The sequence below is a fragment of the Pseudoalteromonas sp. S2721 genome (assembly GCF_005887425.1).
GTDB classification, from domain to species: domain Bacteria; phylum Pseudomonadota; class Gammaproteobacteria; order Enterobacterales; family Alteromonadaceae; genus Pseudoalteromonas; species Pseudoalteromonas simplex.
Genome location: NZ_PNCZ01000035.1, coordinates 22,703 through 36,783, shown reverse-complemented (window position 1 = coordinate 36,783; position 14,081 = coordinate 22,703). Strand labels below are relative to the sequence as shown.

The 14,081-nt window shown below is 42.0% G+C and carries 18 protein-coding genes; 8 read left to right on the top strand and 10 right to left on the bottom strand.

Features of this window, described 5'->3' with window-relative positions; all coding sequences use genetic code 11:
- Window positions 1-7 precede the first annotated feature (7 nt).
- Window positions 8-382, bottom strand: coding sequence for a BlaI/MecI/CopY family transcriptional regulator (locus CWC02_RS13635; protein ID WP_054554650.1), 375 nt, complete (start codon window positions 380-382; stop codon window positions 8-10).
- 68 nt (window positions 383-450) lie between these two features.
- Window positions 451-1,137 carry a pseudouridine synthase gene (locus tag CWC02_RS13630; protein WP_054554685.1) on the bottom strand — a complete coding sequence of 229 codons (687 nt, stop codon included), beginning with the start codon at window positions 1,135-1,137 and terminating at the stop codon, window positions 451-453.
- Window positions 1,138-1,217: 80 nt separating this feature from the next.
- Here CWC02_RS13630 and CWC02_RS13625 point away from each other — a divergent pair, with 80 nt between their 5' ends.
- Both CWC02_RS13625 and CWC02_RS13620 read left to right on the top strand, forming a co-directional pair.
- Window positions 1,218-1,523, top strand: a complete 306-nt coding sequence (locus CWC02_RS13625) for a DUF6482 family protein (protein ID WP_138618770.1) — start codon at window positions 1,218-1,220, stop codon at window positions 1,521-1,523.
- Window positions 1,524-1,550: 27 nt separating this feature from the next.
- Complete coding sequence (locus CWC02_RS13620) at window positions 1,551-1,958, top strand: GNAT family N-acetyltransferase (protein ID WP_138618768.1); 408 nt, start codon at window positions 1,551-1,553, stop codon at window positions 1,956-1,958.
- Between the two features lie 14 nt (window positions 1,959-1,972).
- Here CWC02_RS13620 and CWC02_RS13615 read toward each other — a convergent pair whose 3' ends face one another.
- From CWC02_RS13615 to lptM, 8 genes are all read right to left on the bottom strand, one after another.
- Complete coding sequence (locus CWC02_RS13615) at window positions 1,973-2,332, bottom strand: HopJ type III effector protein (protein ID WP_138618766.1); 360 nt, start codon at window positions 2,330-2,332, stop codon at window positions 1,973-1,975.
- Between the two features lie 9 nt (window positions 2,333-2,341).
- On the bottom strand, window positions 2,342-3,454 hold the full coding sequence (locus CWC02_RS13610) for a retropepsin-like aspartic protease (RefSeq protein WP_138618764.1): 1,113 nt from the start codon (window positions 3,452-3,454) through the stop codon (window positions 2,342-2,344).
- 67 nt (window positions 3,455-3,521) lie between these two features.
- A complete protein-coding gene (locus tag CWC02_RS13605; protein WP_138618762.1) occupies window positions 3,522-4,232 on the bottom strand; it encodes an HAD-IA family hydrolase in 711 nt (236 codons plus the stop codon).
- Window positions 4,233-4,244: 12 nt separating this feature from the next.
- Window positions 4,245-5,198 (bottom strand): tyrosine recombinase XerC, encoded by a 954-nt coding sequence (locus CWC02_RS13600; protein WP_138618760.1) that lies wholly within the window; start codon window positions 5,196-5,198, stop codon window positions 4,245-4,247.
- Window positions 5,195-5,806, bottom strand: coding sequence for a DUF484 family protein (locus CWC02_RS13595; RefSeq protein ID WP_138618758.1), 612 nt, complete (start codon window positions 5,804-5,806; stop codon window positions 5,195-5,197). The genes CWC02_RS13600 and CWC02_RS13595 overlap by 4 nt, the downstream gene beginning before the upstream one ends.
- Window positions 5,803-6,633: a diaminopimelate epimerase gene (gene dapF, locus CWC02_RS13590; RefSeq protein WP_138618756.1), complete on the bottom strand. Its 831-nt coding sequence runs from the start codon at window positions 6,631-6,633 to the stop codon at window positions 5,803-5,805. The genes CWC02_RS13595 and dapF overlap by 4 nt, the downstream gene beginning before the upstream one ends.
- A 64-nt stretch (window positions 6,634-6,697) precedes the next feature.
- Window positions 6,698-7,951, bottom strand: a complete 1,254-nt coding sequence (gene lysA, locus CWC02_RS13585; protein WP_138618754.1) for a diaminopimelate decarboxylase — start codon at window positions 7,949-7,951, stop codon at window positions 6,698-6,700.
- Window positions 7,952-8,131: an LPS translocon maturation chaperone LptM gene (gene lptM, locus CWC02_RS13580; protein ID WP_138598962.1), complete on the bottom strand. Its 180-nt coding sequence runs from the start codon at window positions 8,129-8,131 to the stop codon at window positions 7,952-7,954.
- Between the two features lie 148 nt (window positions 8,132-8,279).
- Between lptM and cyaY the strand changes: the two genes are divergently transcribed.
- From cyaY to CWC02_RS13550, 6 genes are read left to right on the top strand one after another with little or no spacing between them, the layout of a single operon-like run.
- Window positions 8,280-8,603, top strand: coding sequence for an iron donor protein CyaY (cyaY, locus tag CWC02_RS13575; protein WP_054554661.1), 324 nt, complete (start codon window positions 8,280-8,282; stop codon window positions 8,601-8,603).
- Window positions 8,600-9,256, top strand: a complete 657-nt coding sequence (locus CWC02_RS13570) for an alpha/beta hydrolase (protein ID WP_138618752.1) — start codon at window positions 8,600-8,602, stop codon at window positions 9,254-9,256. Before cyaY ends, CWC02_RS13570 begins: the two co-directional genes overlap by 4 nt.
- A gap of 22 nt (window positions 9,257-9,278) precedes the next feature.
- A complete protein-coding gene (locus CWC02_RS13565) occupies window positions 9,279-10,166 on the top strand; it encodes a DUF2914 domain-containing protein (RefSeq protein ID WP_138618749.1) in 888 nt (295 codons plus the stop codon).
- A 36-nt stretch (window positions 10,167-10,202) separates the two neighbouring features.
- Window positions 10,203-11,141 (top strand): hydroxymethylbilane synthase, encoded by a 939-nt coding sequence (gene hemC / locus CWC02_RS13560; RefSeq protein WP_054554664.1) that lies wholly within the window; start codon window positions 10,203-10,205, stop codon window positions 11,139-11,141.
- A 1-nt stretch (window position 11,142) separates the two neighbouring features.
- A complete protein-coding gene (locus CWC02_RS13555; protein WP_138618747.1) occupies window positions 11,143-12,963 on the top strand; it encodes a uroporphyrinogen-III synthase in 1,821 nt (606 codons plus the stop codon).
- Complete coding sequence (locus CWC02_RS13550; RefSeq protein WP_138618745.1) at window positions 12,960-14,069, top strand: heme biosynthesis HemY N-terminal domain-containing protein; 1,110 nt, start codon at window positions 12,960-12,962, stop codon at window positions 14,067-14,069. The genes CWC02_RS13555 and CWC02_RS13550 overlap by 4 nt, the downstream gene beginning before the upstream one ends.
- Window positions 14,070-14,081 lie beyond the last annotated feature (12 nt).

Genomic DNA, 14,081 nt, shown 5'->3' with positions numbered 1-14,081 from the left:
CAACGCCTTATTTTTGCTGTTTTTCCCAATCATCAATGACCTTTTTCAGCTCATCAATATCATGTTGCGAGAGTTGCTCTGATTTAGCAAAGCCACTCACCAGTGGCGCAATACGGCCATTAAAGAAGCGTTCAATAAAGCTTTGGCTTTCTTTTAATGTGTATTCTTCACGGGCGATGCAAGGAGTGTAGTTATATTGGCGGCCTTGTTTCTCGAAGCTAAGAGCGCCTTTTTTAACTAAACGGCTTAGTAGCGTTTTAATGGTTTTTTCGTGCCATTCTTTATCGTCACTTAAACGCGCAATTACTTCACTAGCTGTGGCTGGGTAGCCAAGCCATACTGCATCTAATACTTCGAATTCAGCTTTAGAAAGTTCAATCATTTTTATGCCTACAGATGTAATCTTTAATTAAAGATTACACGTGTAATCAATTAATGCAAACTTTTTTGTTAGAGAATGTCACTTTTTTTGATACTGACTATTTGTCCTTCGGGCAAATTCAGCGTGGTGAGTGACAGTTTTGCGATATCTGTGCGGTAAAGGTCGATGACTTTGTAGCCACAAAAACGAGCCATTTTACGTATTTGCCGATTTAAACCTTGTTTTAAGACGATGCAAAACTGTGTTTCGCTGACTTGAGTCACCGTGCAAGGGAGGGTTATTTGTTTATCGACAGGCACACCGCCCGCCATTTTTTTACAAAAATCACTATCAAGAGGTTTATCAACGGTGACTAAATAGCGTTTGGGTTGGTGGTAATCAGGGTGGATCAGTTGATTACAAAACTCACCGTCATTGGTCAAAATCAACAAACCTCGGGAGTCTTTGTCGAGCCGGCCAATTGGGTAAACGCGAGTGGTTTTAGGCAGGCTATGAATAAGGCTTGTTGGGTCATCAGCATTTAATTTGCAATCTATACCAACAGGCTTGTGATAAGCAAAGTAGGTGAGTGGTGCCTTAGCTAAAATTTTTTCGCCAAGTACAATCACATCATCGTGCTCATCAACATGATCTATATGATTTGCGGCACGGCCATTTACTGTTACCTCACCTTGATCTATCAAGCGCGATGCTTGCTTTCGAGAGCAAACACCCGCATGGGCAATAAATTTAGCAAGTCGTACTTTTTCTGGCATGAGTGATTTTTGTACAATTAATTTGATCACAGTATATCAAAATCACGTATGAATAGTTCCACCACCAAAGAGGAATGCACATGCCTATCAAATTATCAGAGCTTGCAGCTCACCAACCACTGCAAAAGGTTATCCTTCATTCATTAGAAATGGCATTGTATCAGGTGTCTGTGATGATCAATAACGTTGAGTATTATGTTACTGATGAGCAAGGTGAGTTTATTCGTGATATTAGCCCGTTGCATATTCAAAAGCGTCTTGATCACCTAAGTTATGGCGATATGGTTTTACGCCACACCAGTGCTTATGATGAGATGTGTGGTCAGCCCGAAAAGCTGGCCAGCAACATGCTTGAAGTACCCTATGGCAAGAACCACTTATACTGACTAACGATATAAGCGTATACTGAGTATATGTATCAATTAAAAAGTGATGACTCAGCTGATCTCAACAACCGGCTTAGAGAACATATTGTGGCTTTCAACGCCGCGCATTTTAATGCCGAGCGTATTCCCGTTGGTTTTAAGTTCGTTAATAAACAAAACAGTGTGGTTGCTGGTATTCATGGTCAGGTATTTGGCAATTGGCTGCTTATCAGTTGGCTTTGGTGTGATGAGAATATGCGTGGTAAAGGACTTGCGACACGCTTACTCGCTGAATTAGAGAGTAAAGCTAAAGCACTTGGTGCAAACACCGCACAACTTGATACGCTCGATTTCCAAGCTAAACCCTTTTACGAAAACAACGGCTACCTAGTTAAATATGAAATGCGTAACTACCCACTCGACGGCTGCCGTTATTTTATGGAAAAAAGCCTTTAAATATCAGCTTTTACTCACTTCGCTTTAAGCACGTCTTGCTCGGTAAAAGTAACACCTAAGAAAGGGGTCGCTTCTGGGGCAAGCATAAAGGTGCGGATGTTCATGTGGTCTTGCCCTTCAGGATTGTGTAATACGTCATCACGATAAAACGCGCCAAAGCAATCTAGGGTGTTTTGTTTACTCAATTGATTTAGCTTAGCAAAGGCAAAAATTTTACACGAGCCATTATTTTCATTTGCCGCGCTTAGCAGGCCATGATTGTTAAAACCACTTGGGGTAAAGTCATAATTGTTGTCTATGACCGCCATGGTATCGGTAAACTCAATTTGCTGCGGTGTGCTTGCTAATTTCGAAAGAAATTCGTTAAGAGTCATTGCTTGTCCTTAAAAATTGTTCTTTATCAACTCTAACTCATTCACTTGCTGATTGATATTAAACTTAAAATTCTCTAAAAAGTTCATACCTAGTAAACCATAGCCGGCATGATTTTCTATTACCAGCACTTCAAAATTACGAATACGTTGTTGACCGACTTGAAACGACTCGAGCTGATAACGCTCTGCTTCAACAATTCCATTAGCTGTGTTTACTTGTAAGGTGCCAAGGTAATTGGCTGGGGTGTTAAGCGAGTTTAATAATGTTTGGTTAATTACAGTAAAGCTAGCGCCGGTGTCGATCATCAGCTCGGTTTCGATATCATCGTTGATAATACTGTTCACCAAATAGTGCGAACCTCGAGCAGTTAATTTTATAATTTCAACACCTGCGAGGGCCTGTTGAATCAACTGATGTAATTGCTCAGCTTGCTGTTTATAGTCATGATCTTCGGGTAGTTGATCTAGGGTTATTTGGCTCGCGACATAATCTTCTAAATGGTAGTTAGCTAATGCATTGTTATATAAGTAATGCGCGTTGCCAGGCGCGTAATCAAGCCATTGTTGACTAATATTAAGTAGGGCTTGCCATTGTTGCGTTGCAATAAGTTCATCAATATAGGATTTGCTTAGCTCGTCTATTTGTTTGTTAAGTTGTTGCTTATCATTGCTGTCTAACTGGTTGCTAAGCGCCAGTAAATTGATAATACCTTGTTGGGTATCACCTTGTGCTATTAAACGCTTTGCCTCAAGTTCAAGCATGGTGACATCGTAAGGGTGACTATTTAAAAAGGCCGTTAAAAATTGCTCACTTAAGGTGAATTTTTGATGGGAAAGCCATGTCTCAAGTTGTTGTTGCCAAATTTGTTTAAGTTGCCTTGCATAGTGAGGTTCATTAACAAGCAATTGGGTGTACTCGGCCACCGCTTTGTCGAATAATTGGTTGCTAAATAGCGCAACAGCTTGTTGAAAGTGGGCTGGTAAAACCGCGCTTTTCTTGACTATGGGAGTGGTTGCTACAGTCTCAATTTGTTTTGGCTTCGCGGGGTTAAACAGTTGCCAAATAAAGTATCCGTTTAAGCTAAGAGAGCATAGCAATATTAATTTAAGAAAAGCATTCATCCGTTTTGCCCAATCATTTAATCTTTGTTATTTACTTACTCAGCATAAAACACATTTTTTAAAGTCGTTACTTTTTAACTAAATGATTGAGCGCCATGATATTGCTTATTTCAATATCTGCTAACCCTTGATAACGATATTGTGTTGCTTGGTTATTAAGCCAAACGCTTTGGCAGCCGGCATTATTGGCGCCTTGCACATCAGTATCTAGGCTATCGCCAATGTGCAAAATTTCCTTGTGAGGCACCTTTAAGTGTTTGGCTGCGCTATCAAATAAGGCGCTATGCGGCTTCGCTTTTCCGTGTGGGCCTGCTTGTAAAACTAACTCAAATACACCATTAAGGTTAAACTTTTCTACTTCGACATTACCATTGGTGATGGCGATGAGGCGGTAGTGTTTACTGAGATTATTAAGTAATTCAAGTACTTCATCAGTAACGGTTATTTGACTGCGGGCATCAGCGAATGCCTGATAAGCATTTTCGGCATGCAACTGAGCTTGCTCTGCTGAAAAACCCAGATCGGTCATGGCATAGTGTAATGCTGCTTGTCGCCAGCGCGTAACGTCATCAATTAAAGTCGCATCATGTTTTAAAGCTTTATCGCGGCATGTTAACCAGTAGCTCATGCTATCGGCTGGCCATTGGTCTAATGCCTCGAGGTAATCAGCTTGTGCTTGCAAGGCTGATTTTATGATCGGATGGTTGTTGTAAAGTGTGTCGTCTAAATCAAAACTTAAAACAGAAACTGGCGATAGGGCACGGTTAAATCGGATCATAATGACAAGGGTTTACTCTGATGTTGAGCGCTTTTTAGCGCGTGGGTGGGTGTTATCGTACACTTTAGCTAAATGCTGAAAATCTAAATGCGTATAAACTTGAGTTGCAGACAAACTACTGTGTCCTAACAGTTCTTGTACGGCACGCAGATCCCCTGATGATTCTAAAATATGTGATGCAAATGAGTGGCGCAATTTATGCGGATGCACTTGTGAGCTGATCCCTTGCTTAATGCCCCACTCTTGCATCCGTAAGCGAACTTGGCGTACGGAAATTCGCTTTTTTTGGCTGCTAACAAACACGGCTATTTCATCAGGATGTGCAAATTGAGGGCGAATTTTCAGCCATGCTTTTAATGCACTGAGCGCTTTGCTGCCTACAGGTAATAAGCGTTCTTTGTTACCTTTACCGCGGACTAAAATTTCGCCTTCAGTCGGGTTTATATCTTGTATGTTAGCGCCAACTAATTCGCTAATACGCAAACCCGATGAGTACATTAATTCCATCATGGCTTTGTCGCGAATAGCTAAAGGCTCATCATCTGGCAGTTCGAGTAGTTTAGCCATTTGATCTACGTCTAAATTTTTGGGTAAAGGCTTGGAAAATTTTGGCCCTTTAATGGCTTCTGCCGGATTATGATAATGTGCTTGGTTATCAATTTTTTTGGCTTTTAAGAATTTATATAAACTGCGAATACAGCTCAGCTTTAAACTGATTGTGCGACCACTTAATTGTTTGCTGCGCAACTGCATGCTGTAGCGGCGAATATGCTCACCTTGAACAGCAAACCAGTCTTCACATAGTTTACTAAAGTACAAAGCTGCAAAACCAAGCTGACTCGTATATTGGTTTACTGTGTGCGCTGAGTATTGTTTTTCGTAGCGTAAGTAGTCTGCAAATAGTAGGATGGGTGTTCGCCAAGCATCACTTAATTCATTAATGTCTGGCGTCGTCACATCGCTCATGCAAGTTCCAATAAGCGCAGTTGTAATGAACGCACAAACTCAAGCACAAAAAAGCTGTCTTTTGCCGGTTCGAAGTGGTTTACGTCATCACTACCAAACGCCAAAATTGCCACAGGGTGTTTTGTGTTGCCAATTAAATATAAGGCAGTCGATTGAGTCGTGTCTGAAAACAGTAAGTCTCTTTCTTGCTGATTTACTCGGCCTAAGTAAATACCATCGTTTTGCAGGCGATGGGCAATTAACTCATCAAACTTTTTATCGTACTTAACTAAGTGACACTCGTTAATGGATGGATTAGTGCAGATAATATTGCGCAAATTGCTAGCCAGTGTCGTAAAGTCGTAGTTAGTCCATAACTGACGATGACAGTCGCTAAATAAGCGGTAAATTAACTCGTTTTCTTTTGCTTGTTCAACGAGCTGCTCAATCTTATTTTTTAATAACGTATTGTGTTCACGTAATTGGCGCTGTTGAATATGTACCAAAGACGTTGCTCCCGCCGTTTGTTGTTGTAGTTCAACTTCAGCGAGCACATCCGGGTTTTTGATAAAAAAATCAGGGTGTGCTTTTAAATAGTCAGCAATTTGTTGTTCTGTTAGTTTGCTCATAGTGCCACTTGTCCATCAAAAACATGCTCAGCAGGGCCTGTCATTCGTACAGGGTGGCCTTCGCCTTGCCAACGTACTTGTAAACTGCCGCCGGGTAAGTCAACTTGTACGGTATTAGCAAGTTTACTTTGAATTTGTCCGATCACGACCGCAGCACAAGCACCTGTTCCACAGGCTAAGGTTTCACTAACGCCACGCTCCCATACTCTTAGTTTAATGTGTTCTTGTGAAATGACCTGCATAAAACCAATATTTGCGCGTTGGGGAAAGCGCTCATGATTTTCAAGGAGTGGGCCTAAGGTAGCGACTTCTGCGGTATGAATGTCATCAACTTCTAACACGCAATGCGGGTTACCCATCGATACTGCGCCACTAAATACCGTATGTTCTTCCGTGCGAAGAATATAGGTCAGCTCACGCTTGCTGGCTTTTAATGGGATTTTGTTCGGTTCAAAATTGGGGTGGCCCATATTTACCGTTACTTGACCATCTTTCTCTATATAAAGCGTGAGGTTACCAGATTTTGTTGAAACCGAGATTTTATGCTTATTGGTCAGGCCTTTCATACGTACAAAGCGGGCGAAACAGCGCGCACCGTTGCCGCACTGTTCAACTTCGTTACCATCGGCATTGAAAATACGATAATGAAAATCGAGATCAGGAGAGTAAGGGGCTTCAACCATAAGCAGTTGATCGAAGCCAATGCCGAAATGGCGATCTGCCAGCTTCTTTATTTGATCACGTGATAAAAAAACATTTTGAGTAATGTTATCAATAACGACAAAGTCATTACCTAGGCCGTGCATTTTTGAAAAATTAACTAACATAACGCTCTAATTCGGGTTTGCTCTGAGCTAATCATGCCACAGAGCAGGGCGGTTATAAAAACGTTTATGGTAAAATTTTCTCACCTTGCCAAAGGCTTTCTAAGGTTTCGCGTTGGCGAATTAAATGGCTTTGCTGACCATCCACCATGATTTCTGCAACACGCGGGCGTGAGTTGTAGTTTGAGCTCATAGTGAAACCATATGCGCCAGCGCTGCGCTGCGCTAATAGGTCACCGGCTTGAAGTGCAAGCTCACGGTCTTTGCCTAAAAAGTCGCCGGTTTCACAAACTGGGCCGACAATATCGTAGTTGTGAGTAGGTGTATCATCTGCGCGAGGTTCAACTGGCACAATACTTTGCCAAGCTTGATACAGCGATGGACGCAACATATCGTTCATGCCAGCATCAACAATAGCAAAGAACTTATCTTGGTTTTGTTTAATAAACTCAACTTTAGTAACTAAAATACCTGCGTTGGCTGCAATCGCACGACCAGGTTCAAAAATAAGTTCTAAATCTTGGTAGTCTGCTAATCGAGCGGTAATTTTATCAACATACTCGCTTGGATGAGGAGGCGTTTCGCCATTATAAGGCACGCCAAGACCACCACCGATATCTAGGTGAGTTAGCTTGATGCCAACCGCTTTTAACTCTTCGATAAGAGTCAGTACTTTTTCAAGTGCTGCTAAGAAAGGTTTTATTTCCGTTAGCTGCGAACCGATGTGGCAATCTACACCGGTAATTTTTAAACCGGGTAGTGATGCTGCATGTTGATACACCGTCACTGCTGTTTGAATGTCAATACCAAACTTATTCTCTTTTAAGCCAGTTGAGATATAAGGGTGCGTTTTTGCATCTATATCTGGGTTTACGCGAATCGAAATCGGTGCTACTAAGTTAAGATCCGTTGCCACTTTTGAAATACGCTCAAGTTCAGCCACTGACTCAACGTTAAAACACTTGATCCCCAATTCAAGTGCATAAGCAATTTCGTCAGCGGTTTTTGCAACGCCAGAAAACACAACCTTACTAGCGTCACCGCCTGCTTGAATAACACGTGCCAGTTCACCTTTTGAAACGATGTCAAAACCTGAACCAAGTCGCGCTAAAATGTTCAGCACGGCAATATTTGAGTTGGCTTTTACGGCATAGCACACCAAGCCTTTATGTGACTTAGCAGCGTCTGCAAATGCTAGATAATGACGTTCAAAGGTTTTGCGAGAATAGATATAACAAGGCGTACCATATTGTTCGGCAAGCTCTTTGACAGCGATGTCTTCAGCGAACAGCTGATTATTATTGTAGTTAAAAAAGTCCATCTATTGGTCCTGTTTTTGCTCTGGTTGTTCGGATGGATCAGCTTGTGGCTGAGACTTTGCAGGCGGCTTAGTATCATCTGGCAGATAAAGAGCACCACTTTGTCCGCAACCTGCTAGGGTTACTAGAAGGGCGCTTAGAGGTAAAATGGTTTTTAATTTTTGGCTATGAGTCTCTTTCATTAGATTAATACGGTTGCTGGCTTTATAATCGCAGAGTAACAGAATATTTAAAAAATGCAGCTATTCGCGGATGAATTTATTCCTGTTACACTTGATGTACACAATCTGCCCCCAGATCTAGGCTTAAAGCCAGTTAAAGGACACTAAAATGACTGATCATGAATACCACACACTAGCCGATGCATTAATGCTAACTATTGAAGAGCAAATCGATGAATGTGATGCCGATTTAGACTATGAATCAGCGTCAGGTATTTTAGAAATCATCTTTCCTGATCGCAGTAAAATAGTGATCAACAAGCAAGCACCATTACACCAAGTTTGGGTAGCGACTAAATTTAACGGTCACCATTTTGAACTACGCGACGATAAGTGGATTGATAACCGCTCAGGTGCAGAGTTTTGGCAATTTATGTGTGATGCGGCAACTCGCCAAGCAGGTCAAACAATTGAATGGCGTTCTGAACTATGAGTTTAGAGTTTGTTGAATATCCAGCGCAAGGTGATCACAAAGCAACGGTTATCTGGCTACATGGTTTAGGTGATTCAGGTGATGGTTTTGCGCCCGTTGCACCGCAACTTGCTCTACCAAAAGAGCTTGGTGTGCGTTTTGTGTTTCCACATGCGCCAGTGCAACCGGTCACCTTAAATGGTGGTATGGCAATGCGCTCTTGGTACGATATTAAATCGATGGATTTAGATAAGCGTGCTGATGAGCAAGGAGTGCGTGAATCTGCTGCAAAAGTGGCTGCAATTATTGACCAAGAAATTGCAAAAGGTATCGCTCCTAACAAAATTATTCTTGCCGGTTTTTCGCAAGGGGGTGTGGTATCGCTGCACTTAGCGCCACGTCTAGATTATAAATTAGCGGGTGTAATGGCACTTTCAACCTATATGTGTGTGCCTGCAAAATTTGCTGATGAAGCCAAGCAGCAGGGGTTAAATATTTTTATGGCACATGGTCGATTTGACGATGTGGTACCGCATAGCGCGGGCAGACAAGCATTTGACGTGCTTAGCGCTAACAACATGGAAGTAAGCTGGCAAGACTATCCGATGGCGCACCAAGTTTGTGGTGAAGAACTGATGGCTATTCGAGAGTGGTTAATTGCTCGCTTGAGTTAATTTTTTGGTTTTAGAGGCCAACATGACAAAGAAACTTGTAATTACAGCAAATATGAATGCCGTTGAATCGGCAAGTTCAGCACCGACAGCAGTGACTTATCAATGGCATTGGCGACGCATCTTTATGGTCAGCAGTGTTATCTTAGTTGCGCTGGCTATATTAGTGTATAGCTTTATTGGTGCGGTAAATGCTGAGCAATCACCGCAAGATGAACCGCAAGCAGAGTTTACAAAGGCTGAATTACAAACCTCTTTAAATGACGCTGAGCAAGAGGAGCCAAAAGAAGTTGTTGCTCCGTCAATGAATGAGCAAACACCGTTGGTTGATAACACAGCAACGGCTAAAGCAGAGGTTGTGAGCTCAAACATTGTAGAGCCTGACGTTACATCAGTAGAGGCTGAGATCGACAGTGAAGAGGTTGTTGATGAGCAACAACCTGAAACATTAGCCGTTATTCCTGATGAAGAAGCATCACAAACTGAACAGCAAGTTGAAAATGCAGCAGCACCTGATGCTCAGCAGCAGTTTTCACGGTCAGCACATATTGCCAGTGTCGCAATTGGCGCAAAAATAGACACAGATAAAGTAAGCCGCGCAGTATTAACTACCGATGTTGTTGATCGAGAACCAGTAAACGTTCTTAAAAACGATGTAAAATTAGCGCAAATTAGCAATAGCCTGAGCTTTTTTAGCGAGCTTAGAAATATGCAAGGGCAAACTGTTCGTCATCAATGGTATTACCAAGATCAACAGCTTGCTTCAATTGAATTAGCGGTAAGTAGCCCACGTTTTCGTACTTATTCAACGAAAAACATCATGCCAGAGCAATTGGGTGATTGGCGTGTTGAAGTTATTGACGCAGAGGGCAACTTACTGGCCCAAAAAGAATTTAGAATTTTAGCTGAGTAATATTTAGTATCAGCCTGATAATTAATTGGATTTTTCATGACACAGACAACAAAACTAGTTCGTATCGCTACCCGTAAAAGTGCACTTGCTTTATGGCAGGCAGAATTTGTAAAAGCTCAATTAGAGCACTTCCATGACGACGTAACGGTAGAGTTGGTTCCTATGTCGACGCAAGGCGATATTATCCTTGATACGCCACTGGCAAAGATTGGTGGTAAAGGCTTATTCGTAAAAGAGCTTGAGCAAGCCATGCTAGATGGCCGTGCAGATATTGCGGTGCATTCAATGAAAGATGTGCCTGTTGAGTTTCCTGAAGGCCTAGCATTACACACTATTTGTGAACGTGAAGACCCACGCGATGCGTTTGTATCAAATAACTACAAGAGTTTAGATGAGTTACCACAAGGTGCGATTGTTGGTACATCAAGCTTACGCCGCCAATGCCAAATTCGCGAAGCTCGTCCAGATTTAGACATTCGTGACTTACGCGGTAATGTTAATACGCGTTTAGCAAAACTAGATGATGGTCAATATGATGCAATCATCCTAGCTGCAGCGGGTCTAATTCGTTTAGAAATGCCTGAGCGTATTACAGCTTTTATCGAGCCAGAGGTATCATTACCTGCAAATGGTCAAGGTGCTGTGGGTATTGAGTGCCGTATTGATGATGAAGTAACAAAAGCACTGTTAGCGCCACTTGAACATAATGAAACACGCATTCGTGTTAATGCCGAGCGTGCTATGAATCGCCGTTTAGAAGGTGGCTGCCAGGTACCTATTGGTGCATTTGCATTGGTCGATGGTGAGCAAGTGCATTTACGTGGTTTAGTGGGCGCTATTGATGGTAGCCAAATGCTACGTGATGAAGTGACAGGCCCAGTGGCTGACGCAGAGCAGTTAGGTATTACACTTGCTGAAAAGCTACTTGAGCAAGGTGCTGATAAAATTTTAGCTGAAGTATATAGAGACGCTTAATATGCATATTTTGATAACTCGTCCAGAAGGAAAAGGCACTGAGCTTGCTCTTGAGCTTCAGCAGGCGGGTTATCAAACAACCCTGTGCCCAGTCCTTACCTTAGATTACCTCACAGTAAATAGTAGTGAGCTCGCGCCGCTAGAAAATGCCGATAAAATCATTTTTATCTCGCAAGATGCCGTGCATGCCTTGTTAAAACTCACACCAACCATCAACAAAGCAGCGCAACTTTATGCGGTCGGTCAGCAAACGGCTGATGCGGTTTATGAAGCCTTTGGGCGACGAGCCGCAGTGCCCAAACAGCATGATTCAGAAGGTCTGCTTGAATTAAAAACACTACAAGATGTTGAACTAAGTAACATTGTTTTAGTGAAAGGTGAAGGTGGACGCACGACCATAGCAAAAACGTTAAAACAACGTGGTGCTTTATTAAATCAATTGGTTGTTTACAAGCGAAGCGCAATTGAGAGCGAACCGGGCAAGTGGATGGACCACTGGCAAACAATTGATGTAGAAGGTATAGTCATTACCAGTAATGCAGCGGTGGATGCCATTTTTAATGGTTTAAATGAGCCTCAGCTTGCATGGTTGAAAGAGCGACAATTTTTCGTTGCCAGTGAGCGTATCGCAGACTATTTAAAGCAACAAAATGTCGTAAGAACACAGATATATATTGCTGCAGGGGCGAGCGACAACGCTATGTTCACCTGCATTAATCAGCAAGGTAGCAAAATGAGTGAAGCAGAATCAAAACAACCCGCAAAGCCAGTGACTGCACAGCCAGAGAAAAAAGCGCAAACGGCAAATACTGGGGCAAAAGCGCCTGTACAAGCTAAAAGAGGCATCAGCAAAACAGGTAGCTTAGCGTTACTTATTTCACTTTTAGTGGCTTGTGCAGTTGGCTATGAGTTTTATCTAAAATTAAATAGCGATCAGCAATCGGCTGTGGCATTGACTGAGCTGACAGATGAAAACCTTCGCTTACAGCAGCAAATTGATGCATTAAAAAGTGCCCAACAAACAATGCAGCACTCGCTTTATAGCAGTGAACAAAAGGTCACTGATGCACTAAATGAAAGTGCTGAGCAAACACAGCAGCAATTACAAGCGGCTTTAAAGCGCGCCGAGCAGCAAACTTTCACGCTTAATCCGCAAGAAGTCACAAGCTTGCAGCGTATGGCCGAATTTAAATTGTGGGCAGAGCACGATTACCAAGGGGCTGCTGCTGTGTTATCTCGCTTAGATAGCTTACTTGCAGAACACCCGGGTACAGGCGCTATTCGCCAAGCAATTCACCAAGATTTACAAACCTTGAATGCCATAGAGTCTGTGGCTGTTGAAGCAATTTATTTAAAACTACATGGCATTAATCAAAAAGTGGATGAACTGGTATTTAATGCTATTTCACTCCCTGAAGAGGTCGTCAAAGAAGACCCAAATCAATTAAGTGAAAATGTCAGTGAGTGGCGTCAAAACCTTGCGAAGTCGTGGCAGCAGTTTAAAGACTTCTTTGTTAAAGTGCGCAGACGTGAAGATATGGTTATCGCACCATTTTTAAGTGAGCAAGAGCGTCACCTAGTAAAACAGCGCCTGAGTTTATATTTAGCTCAAGCGCAAGATGCGGTATTAAGTAAACAAAGTAGTGTGTATTTTAGTGCTGTTGATGCTGCTCATAGCTTGGTAAAAGATTACTTTAAACAAGATGATGCGCAAACAAAAGCGGCCTTAAAAAGTCTTGCTGAGCTTTCGAAAGAGCAGCTCGATTTTAGTCCAAAAGTGTCACTACAAAGTACTGAGCAGGTGAAGGAGTGGGCACAATGATCCGCTTTTTATTAATCATTATTGCAATAGCAGTCTGCTTAGGGATTGCCCCTTTTTTTATAGATCAAAAGGGTTATGTACTAATTGCCTTTAATAAAACAACCATTGAAGGGACTATTTGGGGCATCACAGCACTTTTAATATTAGCATTCGCTGCACTGTTTTTACTTTATAAGCTTTGCCGTTACGTAATATCTTTATATAGCCATACACGCCATGGCTTTTTTGCGCGCAGTGAAGAGCGTAAACAAGCGGCTATTGAGCAAGGTGTATGGAGCTTAATTAATAACGATTATGCACAGCTTGAGCTTGCACTTGATAACAATAGTGTTGCAGATAAGTGGAGCGATATACGTTATGCGCTTCTTGCTAAAGCGGCATTAGCTAATAATGAGAGCGAAAAAGCGGTTAGTTATCTTGATAAAATAAGCCAGGATAAGCAGTTAAAAGTGGCTAATTTATGGATTGCTAGCGGTGAAACCAGCACCATTTTTGCTGACCTTAAAGCCTTAGCTGAGCGCAAAAAAGCCACGAGTTTAGAGCTTAAAATGTATGCCCATGTATTGGTAAAAGAGCAAAAGTGGGCGTCATTGAATGACTTTATGCCGCGTTTATTGCGCAAAAAAACACTTTCAGAGCAAGAGTGGCAACAACTTTTTGATAGTTACTTTGCAGCTCAATCAAACGGAGATTTAACTGAGCGTTATGAGCAATTAGCCAAAAACCTGAAACCACATGCTGAGGTAAGCTATTTAACGGCGATGGCGAAGGCAGGTGAGTTAAACAAAATTGAGCTAAGCTTAATTAAAATGATAAAAAAACCGCTGCAACATAAAGACTTAGCACGTATTTTACGTACTAGTAGCGCTGGCGATGCACTCAAGTTGCAATCAAGTTTGCAGGATGTATTAAAAAAAGATACCGAAAATACAGATTTACTATTAGCCCTTGCATGTTTAGCAAATGCGCATGGTGAATATGACTTAGCTGCGCGGGTGTTTGATAAAGCGCTTAATGCTGATAACCGCCATGCCTATTTGCAGCAAGCGGTTCTTAGTTATAGTAAGAGTGCCCAACCAGAAAAAGCATTGGTACTCTATCAATAATTTTACTTCAGC